The organism is Streptomyces sp. NPDC031379 (assembly GCF_055569615.1).
Map to the genome: position 1 here is coordinate 104,683 of NZ_JBVIIT010000004.1, position 14,565 is coordinate 119,247.

General features: G+C 72.4%; 13 protein-coding genes. 12 read left to right on the forward strand and 1 reads right to left on the reverse strand.

What is annotated here, in order from left to right:
• The first annotated feature begins 36 nt into the window (after window positions 1–36).
• From ACZ5CW_RS07285 to ACZ5CW_RS07295, 3 genes are read left to right on the forward strand one after another with little or no spacing between them, the layout of a single operon-like run.
• Entirely contained in the window at window positions 37–813 is a 777-nt protein-coding gene (locus ACZ5CW_RS07285) for an ATP-binding cassette domain-containing protein (protein WP_468599192.1), read from the forward strand.
• Entirely contained in the window at window positions 813–2,138 is a 1,326-nt protein-coding gene (locus ACZ5CW_RS07290; RefSeq protein WP_468599193.1) for a hypothetical protein, read from the forward strand. Before ACZ5CW_RS07285 ends, ACZ5CW_RS07290 begins: the two co-directional genes overlap by 1 nt.
• The gene (locus ACZ5CW_RS07295; protein ID WP_468599194.1) at window positions 2,135–2,752 is read left to right on the forward strand and encodes a hypothetical protein; all 618 of its coding nucleotides are present in this window, start codon (window positions 2,135–2,137) and stop codon (window positions 2,750–2,752) included. Before ACZ5CW_RS07290 ends, ACZ5CW_RS07295 begins: the two co-directional genes overlap by 4 nt.
• A gap of 64 nt (window positions 2,753–2,816) precedes the next feature.
• Here the strand turns inward: ACZ5CW_RS07295 and ACZ5CW_RS07300 are convergent, their stop codons facing one another.
• Window positions 2,817–3,353 carry an HNH endonuclease gene (locus ACZ5CW_RS07300; protein ID WP_189986055.1) on the reverse strand — a complete coding sequence of 179 codons (537 nt, stop codon included), beginning with the start codon at window positions 3,351–3,353 and terminating at the stop codon, window positions 2,817–2,819.
• 340 nt (window positions 3,354–3,693) lie between these two features.
• Here ACZ5CW_RS07300 and ACZ5CW_RS07305 point away from each other — a divergent pair, with 340 nt between their 5' ends.
• From ACZ5CW_RS07305 to ACZ5CW_RS07345, 9 genes are all read left to right on the forward strand, one after another.
• Complete coding sequence (locus tag ACZ5CW_RS07305; protein ID WP_468599520.1) at window positions 3,694–4,779, forward strand: mechanosensitive ion channel family protein; 1,086 nt, start codon at window positions 3,694–3,696, stop codon at window positions 4,777–4,779.
• 416 nt (window positions 4,780–5,195) lie between these two features.
• Window positions 5,196–6,023, forward strand: a complete 828-nt coding sequence (locus ACZ5CW_RS07310) for a hypothetical protein (RefSeq protein WP_468599196.1) — start codon at window positions 5,196–5,198, stop codon at window positions 6,021–6,023.
• Window positions 6,024–6,249: 226 nt separating this feature from the next.
• Window positions 6,250–7,461, forward strand: coding sequence for an ROK family transcriptional regulator (locus tag ACZ5CW_RS07315; RefSeq protein ID WP_468599197.1), 1,212 nt, complete (start codon window positions 6,250–6,252; stop codon window positions 7,459–7,461).
• A 42-nt stretch (window positions 7,462–7,503) separates the two neighbouring features.
• Window positions 7,504–8,847, forward strand: a complete 1,344-nt coding sequence (locus ACZ5CW_RS07320; protein ID WP_468599199.1) for an ABC transporter substrate-binding protein — start codon at window positions 7,504–7,506, stop codon at window positions 8,845–8,847.
• A gap of 3 nt (window positions 8,848–8,850) precedes the next feature.
• Window positions 8,851–9,792, forward strand: coding sequence for a carbohydrate ABC transporter permease (locus tag ACZ5CW_RS07325; RefSeq protein WP_468599201.1), 942 nt, complete (start codon window positions 8,851–8,853; stop codon window positions 9,790–9,792).
• 2 nt (window positions 9,793–9,794) lie between these two features.
• Window positions 9,795–10,691, forward strand: a complete 897-nt coding sequence (locus tag ACZ5CW_RS07330; RefSeq protein WP_468599203.1) for a carbohydrate ABC transporter permease — start codon at window positions 9,795–9,797, stop codon at window positions 10,689–10,691.
• Between the two features lie 7 nt (window positions 10,692–10,698).
• The gene (locus ACZ5CW_RS07335; protein ID WP_468599205.1) at window positions 10,699–11,964 is read left to right on the forward strand and encodes a 6-phospho-beta-glucosidase; all 1,266 of its coding nucleotides are present in this window, start codon (window positions 10,699–10,701) and stop codon (window positions 11,962–11,964) included.
• A complete protein-coding gene (locus tag ACZ5CW_RS07340) occupies window positions 11,955–12,947 on the forward strand; it encodes an N-acetylglucosamine kinase (RefSeq protein ID WP_468599207.1) in 993 nt (330 codons plus the stop codon). The genes ACZ5CW_RS07335 and ACZ5CW_RS07340 overlap by 10 nt, the downstream gene beginning before the upstream one ends.
• 177 nt (window positions 12,948–13,124) lie before the next feature.
• A complete protein-coding gene (locus ACZ5CW_RS07345) occupies window positions 13,125–14,561 on the forward strand; it encodes a hypothetical protein (protein WP_468599208.1) in 1,437 nt (478 codons plus the stop codon).
• Window positions 14,562–14,565: the final 4 nt, after the last annotated feature.

Below are 14,565 nucleotides of genomic sequence, written 5' to 3' on the forward strand. Positions count from 1 at the left end.
CCACTCAGTGTTCTCAGTGATCCGCCTGGAGAGACCTTGACTTCGATACGTGTGTCCGGCCTGCGGGTCCGGCACCGCAAGACGCTCGCCCTCGACTCCCTCGACCTCGGCCTCGGCCTCGGTGTGCACGGGCTGCTCGGGCCGAACGGGGCCGGGAAGACCTCGCTGATCCGGGTACTGGCCACGGTCGCCCGGCCGGACGCCGGGCGGGTGGAGATCCTCGGCGAGGACACCGCCGAGCACCGCGGCCGGACCGAGGTGCGGCGCCGGCTCGGCTACCTGCCGCAGGAGTTCGGCTACTACCCGGGCTTCACCGTGCGGGAGTTCGTGGCGTACATGGCCTGGCTGAAGGAGATGCCCGCGGAGCGGGTGCCGGGCGCCGTGGAACGGGCCGTGGCCCGGGTGGGCCTGGCGGACCGCATCGACGCGAAGGTGCGGACCCTGTCCGGCGGCATGGTCCGCCGCGTCGGCATCGCGCAGGCCGTCGTCAACGAGCCGGCCGTGCTGCTGCTGGACGAGCCGACGGCCGGACTGGATCCGGAGCAGCGCGTGGAGTTCCGCGCGCTGCTGCGGGAGCTGGGGGTGTCGGCGACGGTCGTGGTCTCCACCCACCTGGTGGAGGACGTGGCCGCCGCGTGCACCGAGGTCACCCTCCTCGACGGCGGCCGGGTCGCCTACCGGGGCACGCCCGAGGCGCTCTCGGCACTCGGGGAGAGCGCCGACGGTCCGGGCGACCATCCGATGGAGCGCGGGTACACCGCCGCGCTGCGGGCCCACCGCGCGGCGGGCGCGGGCGCGCGGGAGGCGGTGTGATGACGGCGATCATCCGGGGGAAGGCACCGGCGGTACGGCGGCGCGCGCCGCATCCCGTCCGGGCGGAGGCCGTGCGCGGCTTCGCGCCGTTCGCGGGGGCCGTGGTGCTGCTGACGGTCGCCGCGATGCTGGTCGGCAAGAGGGACCAGTGGCAGGGCGACTGGGGGGAGACCGCCGCTCTCCTGCACGCCGCTCTGGTGATCCTGGTGCCGCTGGCCGCCGCCGCGGGCTGCTGGCAGGGCGGGCGGGAGCGGCGGCGCCGTACCGAGGAGCTGTGGAGCACGGCCGTACGGCCGCCGCTCGTGGGGTTCCTGGCCTCGGCGCTCCCGACGGCCGCCTGGGCCGCGGCCGGCTGTCTGGCCGGTGCGGCTCTGGCGCTGCTCGCCTGCTGGCCGTACGCGCTGGGCGGCGGGCCGCGTCTCGGGCTGCTGCCCGGTGACACGGTGGCCGTGGCGTCGGCCTCGCTGGCCGGCCAGGTCGCCGGGCGGGTCGTCGCGACGCGGCTGGCGGCTCCGCTGCTGGCCATGGCCGGGTACGTGGGCCTCGGGGTACTGGCGTCCAGCCCGTCGGGAGCGGGCCACCACCTCGGCCCCGCCGCCGTCCGCGCGGACCAGATGCCCGTGTGGTGGCAGCCGGCGGCGATGGCCGCCTGGACGGGCGGCCTGGCCCTCGCCGCCGTGCTGGCGTACGCCGCCCGGCGCCGGGTGACGGCCCTGCTGCCGCTGGCCGCCGCCGTGGCCGCGGGCGCCCTGCTGGTGCAGACCGGCGACGGCCTGTGGCGCCCCGACCCGCTCTCGCGCCGCCAGGTCTGTGACACCTCGACCGTTCCGGCCGTCTGCGTCAACGCCCGGTACGCGGGGCTGTTGCCGCAGGTCAAGGAGGCCCTGTCGGGAATCACGGACAAGCTGGAGGGGGTGGAGAACCTGCCGGCGCGCTGGGACGACCTGCCGGGCGGGCACGACGACCGGGCGCACCTGCCGATGGTGACGCCGATCGGGTGGTCGGTCGTACGGGGGCGGCTGACCGATCCCCGGCAGTACGCCTGGGAGGCGGCCGCCGCGCTGGTGGGGCGCGGGGACTGCGACGACCCGCGGGTGGCTGAGCTGGACCAGCTGGTCGAGCACTATCTGGCGCCGAGTCCCGCCGAGTCGCACTTCGACGACCTGTACCGGCACGGCACCAAGGCCGAACGTGCCGAACAGCGCAGGACGGAGGCCGCGCGGGCACGCCTCGCGGCGATGAGCGCGAAGGAGCGCAGGGTCTGGCTGTCGGCGTTCTTCGCGTCGACGGGCCGCTGCGACGCCGAGGGGGTGCCGGCCCTGTGAGCGCTCCCCTGCTGAACGGTCCCCTCCTGTACGCCCGCTCCCGGGCCGTGCCCCTCGCGCTGGCCGCCCTCGCCGCGACGACCGCGTTCGCGGTGTGGGCCGCCGAGCGGCTGGACAGCTATCTGGACCCCTACCGCCGGGTGCCGATCGTGGCGCTGGCCCCGCTGCTGGCCTCGGCGGTGATCGGGACGAGTCTGTACTCGGCCTCGGCGGAGCTGGACGGTACGGCCGTACGACCGTGGTGGCCGCGGCGCCTGGCCCAGCTCGCGGCGCTGACCGCGCTCGCGGCGGCGCTGCTGCCCCTGGCCGTCCTCGGGCACCCGGGGACCTTCGGACCGGCCGCGGTGGTCCGCAACACGCTGGGCTGCACGGGGGTCACGGCGGCTGCCGCCGTCCTGCTCGGCGCCCGGCTGAGCTGGCTGCCGGCCTTCGCCTACGTCTCCGCCGTGTACCTGGGCTCCCACGGTGCCCGGGGGCGGGCGGCCACCGTGTGGGCGTGGCCGATGCAGCCGGGGGCGGAGCGGGGCGCCTGGGCGACGGCCCTGGCCGCGTTCGCGTGGGGCACCGCCTGGTACGCGGTCCGGGGCGCTCGCCCCGAGGGGCCGCGCACCTGAGACGGTGGGCGGGGCAGCCGGCCGCGGGGGGGCTGCCCGCCCACATACAACCGGCCCGGAGCGACTAGGCGGAGATGCCGTCGATCCGGGCCAATGCGTCGTCCGCGCCGTACGGCTGCAGGTACGGCAGCCAGCGTGGGTCCCGATGGCCGGTCCCGATGATGCGCCAGGCCAGGCCGGTGGGCGGTGCGGGTTTGTGTCGCAGCCGCCAGCCCAGCTCGACGAGGTGGCGGTCGGCCTTGACGTGGTTGCAGCGGCGGCAGGAGGCGACCACGTTGTCCCACACGTGCTTGCCCCCGCGGCTGCGCGGGATGACGTGGTCGACGCTGGTTGCGACGCCACCGCAGTACATGCACCGGCCCCCGTCGCGGGCGAAGAGCGCCCGCCGGGTGAGGGGAACGGGTCCGCGGTACGGGACCCGCACAAAACGCTTGAGCCGGACCACGCTGGGTGCGGGGAGTGTGACGGTCGCGCTGTGCAGATAGGCGCCGGATTCCTCGAGGGAGACGGCCTTGTTCTCCAGGACGAGGACGAGCGCGCGGCGGAGCGGTACGACGCCGAGCGGCTCGTACGACGCGTTGAGGACCAGGACATGCGGCACGGGTGCCTCCTTGGGCGTCGGCGGCGCGTGGCTCGCGCCGGGACGATCTGCAGTCAGTCTCCCCTCATGCCTGGTGAACGCGCCACCATGTCCCGGTAACGGGCTGGGAGTGTTTTCGACCACACCCGATACATCCCCAGGATCATGGCCTGTTCAAGCCAGGGTGAGTCCCGTCTCTCCTGCGCCTCTCCTTGGCGGATCCGCGCGGGACGCACACAATGCCCCGTTAGTGTGGTGGTCCTGTCCGTCCGGTGACCTTTTCGTGACCTTGACCGCCCACCGGTACGGACTGCGCTGCACCTTGGAGGTACCTGCCGTGTCGTCCTTGCCCGCCGCCCTGATGGCCGCCGGTGCATCGCCGTCCCCGTCACCGTCCCCCTCGGGGTCGACGGCCCCGGCCGTGCCGACGCTCCAGGACGCCCAGGAGAGCGCGACGAACGCGGCGAGCTGGGTCGAGCAGAACTGGTCGACCTGGCTCGCGATGGGCCTGCAGATCCTGCTGATCGTGGTCGTGGCGATCGCGCTCAGAGCGGTGGTGCGGCGGGCGATCAGCAAACTGATAGACCGGATGGGCCGCACCGTGCAGGCCGTGGACGGCAGCGCGCTGGGCGGGCTGCTGGTCAACGCCGAGCGGCGCCGGCAGCGTTCGGCCGCGATCGGGTCGGTGCTGCGCTCGGTGGCCAGCTTCCTGATCCTCGGCACGGCCGCGCTGATGGTGCTGGGCACCTTCAAGATCAATCTGGCGCCGCTGCTGGCCTCGGCCGGTGTGGCCGGTGTGGCGATCGGCTTCGGCGCCCGGAACCTGGTCACGGACTTCCTCTCGGGCGTGTTCATGATCCTGGAGGACCAGTACGGCGTCGGTGACGTGATCGACGCGGGGGTGGCCTCCGGCGAGGTGATCGAGGTCGGGCTGCGGGTGACCAAGCTGCGCGGCGACAGCGGCGAGATCTGGTACGTCCGCAACGGCGAGGTCAAGCGCATCGGCAACCTCTCCCAGGGCTGGGCGACGGCCGGGGTGGACGTGACCGTCAAGGCGAGCGAGGACCAGGACCGGGTCAAGGCCACGCTGGACGAGGTCGCCGAGAAGATGAGCAAGGAAGAGCCCTGGAACGAGCTGCTGTGGGGCCCGGTGGAGGTGCTCGGCCTGGACTCCGTCCTGATCGACTCCATGGTGATCCGGGTCTCGGCCAGGACGATGCCGGGCAAGTCGGTGACGGTCGAACGCGAACTCCGCTGGCGCATCAAGCGCGCCTTCGACGCGGCGAGCATCCGCATCGTGGGCGGCGCCACGGCGGTGGAGGACGCGGAGGTCCCGGACCCGACGGCGACGGTCGCCGCCCCGTCGGTCTACTCCAACGCGGACTCCCCGCAGTCGGCTGCGACGGCCCCCATAGGCGCCCAGCGGCCGGCGCCTCCGGCGAAGTAGGGGAAGGTCGGCCCGCCCGCTCGCGGGAAGAGACGGAAGGGCCCCTCCCTCGCCGGCCGCGTGAGCCGGCACAGCGCGACGAACGCACTCGTCCGGCGCCGACCCGGCGTGCCCGTCAGCGGCTCGCCGGCCCGGACCCGCGGCCGGGCACGACCCGACGCCCGGTCGCGGCTCAGCGATCCGGCGACCGACCGCCGGCCGCGGAACGGGCACCACCGGAACTCCACCTGCCCCCACGTGGCCCGCCCGCCCGGACCCGTCCGGCCCCGCGTGACGAGACGTCGGATCCAGATCGTCTTCACAGGACCCCCGCGTCCTCTCCGCATTCGGTGATCCTTTAGGGTCACGTCCACATCGGGCCCTTGCTCTGGAGCGCGACGCCGCGCCCGGGGGCCCGTTCCGAAATGTGGGGAAACATGCGAAAGCTCGCCATAGGCACCGCTCTGTCCGGTGCTTTGGCCCTGGCCGGCCTGGCCGCTCCCGCCGCCTCGGCGGCCGGTGCGCCGGACCTGACGTTCGCCGGCGTGACCGTGAACAAGGGCAAGCCGGTCGTGGTCGGCACCGGCAAGGCCGTGAGCGTACCGGTGTCGTACACCCTGACCCGGCCCAAGGGACTGGTCATCGACCAGAAGAAGAACGTCCAGGCGGTGATGCTGTACCGCGGCACCCTGAAGTCGATCGACAACGAGCTGGGTCCCGACACGCCGCCCACCTGCACGACGACCGCCACGACCGACACGACGGTCACCCAGAGCTGCACCGAGAAGATCGTCGTCGTCCCGGACGAGGCGCTGTACGAGGCCGCCGACGCCACCACATGGAAGGCCGCGGGCATCTACGCGCACAGCGACGAGGTCATCTCGGACGACTACCTGCACGGCGAGAGCGACGTCACCGTGTGGGGCAACCTCGCCTCCGTCAAGGTGCAGCGCGCGGCCGCGCTGACCGTGAACGCCGCCCCGGAGCCCGCGGTCAAGGGCAGGACGCTCACCGTCAAGGGCAAGCTGACCCGGGCCGACTGGTCGACCGGCAAGTACGTCGGCTACAAGGAGCAGAAGGTCGCCCTGCAGTTCAAGGCGGACGGCGGCTCGTACGCGAACGTCAAGACGATCACCTCCGGCACCGGTGGCGCCCTGTCCACCACCGTGAAGGCGACGAAGAGCGGCACCTACCGCTTCGTCTTCGCCGGTACGGCCACCACGGGCGCGAAGACGTCCGCCGGTGACCACGTGACGGTCAAGTAGCCGCCGAGGGCGCACGCGCGCCCGTACGGACACGCCCCCGAGGTAACGACTCTGTTGCCTCGGGGGCGTTGTCTATTGACGCCCCCTTCGTCCTGGGCTTACGTTCCTCCCACCCGAATAGGAAAGTTTCCTAACAGTGATCTTCCCTGCGGCCGACGATCAAGGCTGGACGCCGTGGTCAGGTCACTGAGAAGCTGGGCGGCTGGAAAGGCAGGTGTCGACCCCCATGGCAGGAACCGCCGGTACGCCGGGCACTCCTCGCGTCCTGCGCGCCATGAACGACCGTGCCGCCCTGGACCTCCTGCTGGAGCACGGGCCGCTGTCGCGCACCCGCATCGGCAAGCTCACCGGCCTGTCCAAGCCGACCGCCTCCCAGCTGCTGGCCCGCCTGGAGGCGGCCGGGCTGGTCAGGGTCACCGGCACCAGCGAGGGCCGGCCGGGCCCCAACGCCCAGCTCTACGCGGTGAATCCCGGTGCCGCGTACGCCGCCGGGCTCGACGTCACCCCGCACCGCATCCGCGCCGCCGTCGCCGACATCACCGGCCGCACGGTCGGCGAGCACGAGCTGCCCACCCCCGGCCGGCGCCCGGCCCAGCCGGTCGTGCAGCAGGTCACCGACGCCCTGGACGGCGCCGTGAAGGCCGCCGGGCTCACCCGGCCCGATGTGCACCGGCTCGTCATCGGCACTCCCGGCGCCTTCGACCCCAACACCGGGCGCCTGCGCTACGCCTCCCACCTGCCCGGCTGGCACTCCCCCGCGCTGCTCGACGAACTCGCGGCGGCGCTGCCGATGCCGGTCGAGTACGAGAACGACGTCAACCTCGCCGCCATCGCCGAGCAGCGGCTCGGTGCGGCCCGTGGCCACGCGGACTTCGTCCTGCTGTGGAACCAGGAGGGCCTCGGCGCCGCCCTGGTCCTCGGCGGCCGGCTGCACCGCGGCTGGACCGGCGGCGCCGGCGAGGTCGGCTTCCTGCCGGTGCCGGGCGCACCCCTGGTGCGCCAGGTGACCAAGGCCAACAGCGGCGGCTACCAGGAGCTGGCCGGCTCCCAGGCCGTACCCGCACTGGCCCGCGCACTCGGCATCGCGGACGTGCCGCCGGGGCCGTACACCGAGGCCGCCGCGGAGCTGGTGGCCCGCGCCGCCGATCACGCGAGCGGCCCGCACCGGGAGCTGCTGCAGACCTACGCGACCCGGCTGGCCACCGGTCTCGCCTCGCTCGTCTCCGTCCTCGACCCCGAACTCGTCGTCCTCAGCGGCTCCGCCCTGACGGCCGGCGGCGAGGTGCTGCGCGGCCTCGTCCAGGCCGAGCTGGAGGAGCTGGCGGCGGCCCGCCCCCGGCTGGTCGTCGGCGACGTCCGCGAACACCCCGTACTGCGCGGCGCACTGGAATCCGCGCTCGCCACCACCCGCGACGAGGTCTTCGACACCTCGCGCTGAGCGCCACCCGTTTTCCCGAACCCGTCCCTGGGAGACCTCGCCATGCCCACAGCCCTACCCGAAGTCGCCCGAAAAGCGGCTTTTGCCCTGACTGTCTCCGCCGTGCTCCTCACCACCGCCTGTACCGGCCAGTCCGACGCGGGCGCCACGGACGACGCGTCGAAGGACACGACGATCAACTTCTGGCACGCCTGGAGCGCGCCGAACGAGGTGCAGGCGGTCAGGTCGCTGGTCGCCGGCTTCGAGAAGGCCCACCCCAACATCCACGTGAACGTCGTCGGCAACATGACCGACGACAAGATCAACCAGGCGCTGCGGACCGGCGGGGCCAAGGCCCCGGACGTCATCTCCTCCTTCACCACCAACAACGTGGGCAAGTTCTGCTCCTCGGGCGCGCTGGTGGACCTGGGCCCCTTCTTCAAGAAGGCGGGCATCGACCCGGGGACGACGTTCCCGAAGCCGATGAACGAGTACACCCAGTTCGACGGGAACCGCTGCACGGTCCCGCTGCTCGGTGACGCGTACGGGCTCTACTACAACAAGACGGCGTTCGAGAAGGCGGGCATCGCGCACCCGCCGAAGACCTGGTCGGAATTCGAGGCGGACGCCAAGAAGCTGACCATCGCCCGGGGCGACGGCTACAAGCAGCTGGGCTTCATGCCGGACTACCACGGCTGGGAGTCCACCACCGAGCACTACTTCGGGCAGTTCTCGCCCACCTACTTCGACCAGGACGGCAAGTCGAACCTCGCCGAGGACCCGGCCTTCGAGAAGGGCTTCGAACTCCAGAAGCGGCTCGTGGACGAACTCGGCGGGTTCCGGAAGCTGGAGAGGTTCCGGGCGACGCTCGGCGACGAGTGGGGTCCCAAGCACCCCTTCCACACCGGCCAGGTGGCCATGCAGCTCGACGGCGAATGGCGGCTCGGCATGGCCGAGGAGGCCAAGCCCGGGTTCGAGATCGGCGTCGCCCCGCTGCCCGTACCGGACGACCAGGCCGACCAGTACGGCAAGGGCTACATCACCGGCACCATCGCGGGTGTCGCCGCCACCAGCCACAAGCAGAACGCGGCCTGGGAACTGGTGAAGTACATGACCACGAACACGGACGCCGTGGTCGGCTTCGCCAACGACATCCACAACGTGCCCTCCACGCTGGAGGCGCTGAAGTCCCCGAAGCTGAAGTACGACCCGCGTTTCAAGACCTTCCTGGACATCGCCGCCAACCCGCACTCCACGACGACGCCCGCCTCCGTCAACGGCGGTGTGTACCTGGTGACGATCCAGCAGTTCGGCTACGACTTCGAAAGCGGCAAGGTCACCGATCTGAAGGCCGGGCTGAAGAAGGCTGCCACACAGATCGACACGGACATCGCGCAGGCGAAGTAGCCCATGACCACCGTCACTCTGGCGTCGAAGCGCCGCCGCGCGGCGCTTCGCACGGCCGCCTTCATGTCGCCCTGGCTGATCGGCTTCGCGGTCTTCTTCGCGTACCCGCTGATCTCGACGGTCTATTTCTCCTTCATGCACTACGACGGCTTCCGGCCGCCCACGTGGAGCGGCGGGAAGAACTGGACCTACGTCTTCGAGCACTACCCGCTCTTCTGGCCCGCCCTGCGCAACACCCTGTGGCTGGTCGTGATCACGGTGAGCCTGCGGGTGGTCTTCGGGCTCGGCATCGGCCTGCTGATCACCAGGATCAAGACCGGCACGGGCATCTTCCGCACCCTGTTCTACCTGCCCTACCTGGCCCCGCCGGTCGCGGCGACCATGGCCTTCGCGTTCCTGCTCAACCCCGGCACCGGCCCGGTCGACTCGGTCCTGGAGAAGGTGGGCGTCGCGGCGCCCGGCTGGTTCAACGACCCCGACTGGTCCAAGCCGGCCCTGACCCTGCTGGCGCTGTGGGGCATCGGCGACCTGATGGTCATCTTCATGGCCGCACTGCTCGACGTGCCGACGGAGCAGTACGAGGCGGCGGAACTGGACGGCGCCTCGGCGTGGCAGCGCTTCCGGTTCGTCACGCTCCCGAACATCTCCCCGATCGTGATGTTCGCCGTCGTCACCGGCGTGATCCAGACCATGCAGTACTACACACAGCCGCTGATCGCCGGAAAGGTCGCCTCGGGCGTGATCCAGGGCGCGGGCACCCAGTTCGAGCCCGGCTACCCGGACAAGTCCACGCTCACCCTCCCCCAGCTCGTCTACAACCTCGGCTTCCAGCGCTTCGACTACGGCTCGGCGTGTGTCGTCGCACTCGTGCTGTTCGCCCTGTCGATGGCGTTCACCGCGCTGCTGATGCGGCGCCGGGGCGGTCTCATCCAGGCAGGTGACTGACCATGACCCAGGTACTGGACCAGCCGGTGAAGCCGGCGCCCCCGGTGTCGTACGGCGCCGAACGCACGGCCCGCCGCCGTGCCCTGCTGGAGTGGATCGCGGTGCACTCCCTGGGCGTCGCCGCCGCGCTGTTCTTCACGCTGCCCTTCGTGTTCGTGTTCCTGACCTCGCTGATGAGCGACAGCCAGGCGCTCAGCCGGGACCTGATCCCGCACACCTGGGAGTGGGGCAACTACCGGAAGGTCTTCGACACGCCCGGCTTCCTGACCTGGTGGAGGAACACCCTCGTCTACGCCGGCCTCGGCACCGTCCTGACGGTGGTGTCCTCGATCCCGGTGGCGTACGCGCTCGCCAAGTTCCGCTTCCGGGGCCGCAATCTGTCCCTCATGCTGGTGATCTCGATGATGATGCTGCCGCCGCAGGTGATCATCATCCCGATGTACCTGTTCTGGGCGAAGCAGCTGGACCTGTCCGGCACGCTGTGGCCGCTGATCATCCCGATGGCGTTCGGGGACGCGTTCTCGATCTTCCTGCTGCGCCAGTTCCTGATGACGATCCCGAACGAGTACCTGGACGCGGCGCGCGTCGACGGCTGCGGAGACCTGCGCACCCTGGTGCGGGTCGTGCTGCCCATGGCCCGGCCCGGCATCGCCGCCGTCGGCCTCTTCCAGTTCTTCTACGCCTGGAACGACTACTTCGGCCCCCAGATCTACGCGTCCGAGAACCCCGGCGCCTGGACCCTGAGTTACGGCCTGGAGTCCTTCAAGGGCGCCCACCACACCGACTGGAACCTCACCATGGCCGCGACGGTGCTGGTCATGGCCCCCGTGATCCTCGTGTTCTTCTTCGCCCAGAAGGCGTTCGTGGAAGGCGTCACGCTCACCGGAGTGAAGGGTTAAACCACACATGAAACTCACCGTGGTCGGCGGAGGCTCGACCTACACCCCCGAACTCGTCGACGGCTTCGCCCGCCTCAGGGACACCCTGCCCATCGAGGAACTGGTCCTCGTGGACCCGGCCGCCGAACGCCTGGAACTGGTGGGCGGCCTGGCCCGCCGTATCTTCGCCAAGCAGGGCCACGACGGCCGGATCGTCACGACCTCCGACCTGGACGCGGGGGTCGAGGGCGCCGACGCCGTGCTGCTCCAGCTGCGCGTCGGCGGGCAGGCGGCCCGGCAGCAGGACGAGACCTGGCCGCTGGAGTGCGGCTGCATCGGCCAGGAGACCACGGGCGCGGGCGGCCTGGCCAAGGCCCTGCGCACGGTCCCGGTGGTCCTGGACATCGCCGAACGCGTCCGCCGGTCCAACCCGCGCGCCTGGATCATCGACTTCACCAACCCGGTCGGCATCGTCACCCGCGCCCTGCTGCAGGCCGGGCACCGGGCGGTCGGCCTGTGCAACGTGGCGATCGGCTTCCAGCGCAAGTTCGCCGGACTGCTGGGCCTGGCCCCGGCGGACGTCCACCTCGGCCACGTCGGCCTCAACCACCTCACCTGGGAGACCGGCGTACGGCTGGGCGGCCCGGAGGGCGAGAACGTCCTGCCCAAGCTGCTCGCCGAGCACGGCGACGCGATCGCCGACGACGTCCGCCTCCCGCGCACCCTCCTGGACCGCCTGGGCGTGGTCCCCTCCTACTACCTGCGCTACTACTACGCCCACGACGAGGTCGTCCGCGAGCTGCGCACCAAGCCCTCGCGCGCCGCCGAGGTGGCGGCCATGGAACGCGAGTTGCTGGCGATGTACGGCGACCCGGCCCTGGACGAGAAGCCCGCGCTGCTCGCCAGGCGGGGCGGCGCCTACTACTCGGAGGCGGCCGTGGACCTCGCGGCGGCCCTGCTGGGCGGGGGCGGCAGCCCGTACCAGGTGGTGAACACGCTCAACAAGGGCACGCTGCCCTTCCTCCCCGGCGACGCGGTGATCGAGGTGCAGGCGGCGGTCGGCCCGGCGGGCCCGGTGCCGCTGCCGGTCCCCGCCCTGGACCCGCTGTTCACCGGCCTCGTCGCGAACGTGACCGCGTACGAGGACCTGGCCCTGGAGGCGGCGCTGCGCGGCGGCCGCGACCGGGTCTTCCGCGCCCTCCTCGCCCATCCCCTGATCGGCCAGTACGCGTACGCCGAGACCCTCACCGACCAGTTGATCGCACACAACCGGGAGCACCTGGCGTGGGCCTGACCGCACCTGAGACCGCGGCTGTCCTCGCCGTCGACGCGGGCAACAGCAAGACCGACGTGGCCGTGGTCAGCGCGACCGGGCGGGTACTGGCCACGGCCCGCGGCGGCGGCTTCCGCCCGCCCGCGGTGGGCGTGGCGGCGGCGGTCGACGCGCTGGCCGAACCGGTCGCGCGGGCGTTCGCCGACGCGGGCGTGACGTCCGTCGGCCATGTCTCGGCGTGCCTGGCCAACGCCGATGTGCCGGTGGAGGAGGAGCGGCTGGCGGCCGCTCTGCGGGCGCGCGCGTGGGCGGCGTCGGTGGAGGTCCGCAACGACACGTTCGCGATCCTGCGGGCGGGCGTGGCCGAGCCGCGCGGCGTCGCGGTCGTCTGCGGCGCGGGCATCAACTGCGTCGGCATGCGCCCCGACGGCCGCACCGCCCGCTTCCCGGCGATCGGCCGGATCTCCGGGGACTGGGGCGGGGGCTGGGGCCTGGCGGAGGAGGCCCTGTGGCACGCCGCCCGCGCGGAGGACGGCCGGGGCGAGCCGACGGCCCTGGCCCGCACCCTCCCCGCGCGCTTCGGCCTGCCGAGCATGTACGCCCTCATCGAGGCCCTGCACCTGGAGCACCTCGAGCACGACCGCCGCCACGAGCTGACCCCGGTGCTGTTCGCGACGGCCGCCGACGGCGACCCGGTGGCCCGCTCCCTCGTCACCCGGCTCGCGGAGGAGGTGACGGTGCTGGCCACGGTGGCCCTGACCCGCCTGGACCTGCTCGACGAGGAGACCCCGGTACTGCTGGGCGGCGGCGTCCTCACGGCCGGCCACCCCCAGCTCGACGACGGTGTCCGCGCGTTGCTGGCGGCCCGTGCCCCCAAGGCCGACGTCCGCGTGGTCACGGCGAGCCCGGTCCTGGGGGCGGTGCTGCTGGGGCTGGACCGGCTGGGGGCCGGGCCCGAGGCGCGAGAACGGGCGCGGGCGCACTGGGAGTCGGCGAACGTGTGACCTTCGCGCCGGAACCGATCCGCCGTACCCGGCGTGTTCATCGGCAGGGGGTGGTGTGCCGGGCGCCGTACGCCCTCGGGCACGCTGCGATCCGATCAAGATCCAGTGAAGGCCGGTGCGCATGCCGGTCCCGGCGGTGATACTGGGCGGCGAACGGATGACCATGGGGGAGGTCGAGTGACACACCCGCCGAAGAGCAGCGCGGCGCCACCGGGGGCGAATCCCGCCGTGCCCGCCGCCGCCCCTGGCATCCCCCCGCAGCCCGGTCCGCCGGCGTCCCCTGTCCCGGCCGTCCCGGCCCGCCGTACCGCCTTCGCCGAAGGCGTCGAACGGGTGCGCGCCGCCGCGACCACCGAGCCCGGGCGGCTGCGCATCATCGGGGCCCTCCTCGCGCTGCTGGTCCTCGCGTTCGGCGCCGTCACCGCCTGGCAGACCAGCGAGCGGGCGGCCGCCGCCGACGACGTGCTGCACCGCAGCCAGCCGCTCAGTTCCGGCGCGGCCGGCATCTACCGCTCGCTGGCGGACGCCAACACGGCGGCGTCGAGCGGGTTCCTCGCCGGCGGCCAGGAGACCGCCGCCTCCCGGGACCGGTACGAGAAGGACATCCGCAGCGCGGCCACCGGGCTCGTGACCGCCGCCGCCAACGCCGAGCCCGGCTCCGCCTCCGAGGCGGCCATCACCAAGCTGAACCGGCTGCTGCCCGAGTACAAGGGCCTCATCGAGCGGGCCCGGACCTACAACCGGCAGGGCTATCCGGTCGGCGGCGCCTATCTGCGGTACGCCAACGAGAAGATGCAGAAGGAGATGCTCCCGGCGGCGGAGGACCTCTACACCAAGGAGAACCAGCGGCTCGACGCCGACTACGCGGACGCCACGCCCTATCCGTGGGCCGCCATCGCGCTCGGTGTGCTCGCCCTCGCCGCGCTCGGCTGGGCCCAGCACCGCACGTACCGGCGCACCCACCGCGTCCTCAACCACGGCCTGGTCGCCGGCACCGCGGCCACCACGGTCGTCCTGCTGTGGCTGGTCGTCGGGCACATGGTCGCCCGGTCCGACCTCGACGGCTCCTACGACCACGGCATCCGCTCGCTGAGCGTCCTGCACGACGCCCGGATCGCGTCCCTGAAGGCACGCGGGAACGAGAACCTGAGCCTGGTGGCGCGCGGCGCCGAGACCATCACGGTCGGCGGAAAGCCCCACGACGCCTACTACTACGACTTCGACCGGGACATGACCGTGCTCGGCAAGGGGCTGGCCGAGGCCGGCCGGCTCGCCGACGACCGGGCCGGCACCGCGCCGGTCAAGGCGGCCGAGGGCAACATGGCGGTGTGGAAGCAGCGCCACGCCTCGGCCCGCGCCGAGGACGAGAACGGCAACTACCAGCAGGCGCTGGACAAGGTGATCGGTGCCGAGGGAGCGACCGGTGAGTGCTTCGACAGTGTCGACGCCAACCTCGCGCGGGCCATCGACCACGAACAGACCGAGTTCCAGCAGGCCGCCGGTGACGGGCGGAACGCCATGACCGGGCTGCCGGTGGGCGCGGCCGTCCTCGCGGTGCTGGGCGCGGCCGGTGCCGTGGCCGGCATCGGGCGCAGGCTTTCGGAGTACCGGTGACAGG

Excerpts from the sequence above, each read along its gene's own strand:
- ACZ5CW_RS07290 (WP_468599193.1), top strand. The coding sequence starts at position 813 with ATGACGGCGATCATCCGGGGGAAGGCACCGGCGGTACGGCGGCGCGCG.
- ACZ5CW_RS07305 (WP_468599520.1), top strand. The coding sequence starts at position 3,694 with ATGGCCGCCGGTGCATCGCCGTCCCCGTCACCGTCCCCCTCGGGGTCG.
- ACZ5CW_RS07310 (WP_468599196.1), top strand. The coding sequence starts at position 5,196 with ATGCGAAAGCTCGCCATAGGCACCGCTCTGTCCGGTGCTTTGGCCCTG.
- ACZ5CW_RS07315 (WP_468599197.1), top strand. The coding sequence starts at position 6,250 with ATGGCAGGAACCGCCGGTACGCCGGGCACTCCTCGCGTCCTGCGCGCC.
- ACZ5CW_RS07320 (WP_468599199.1), top strand. The coding sequence starts at position 7,504 with ATGCCCACAGCCCTACCCGAAGTCGCCCGAAAAGCGGCTTTTGCCCTG.
- ACZ5CW_RS07325 (WP_468599201.1), top strand. The coding sequence starts at position 8,851 with ATGACCACCGTCACTCTGGCGTCGAAGCGCCGCCGCGCGGCGCTTCGC.
- ACZ5CW_RS07330 (WP_468599203.1), top strand. The coding sequence starts at position 9,795 with ATGACCCAGGTACTGGACCAGCCGGTGAAGCCGGCGCCCCCGGTGTCG.
- ACZ5CW_RS07335 (WP_468599205.1), top strand. The coding sequence starts at position 10,699 with ATGAAACTCACCGTGGTCGGCGGAGGCTCGACCTACACCCCCGAACTC.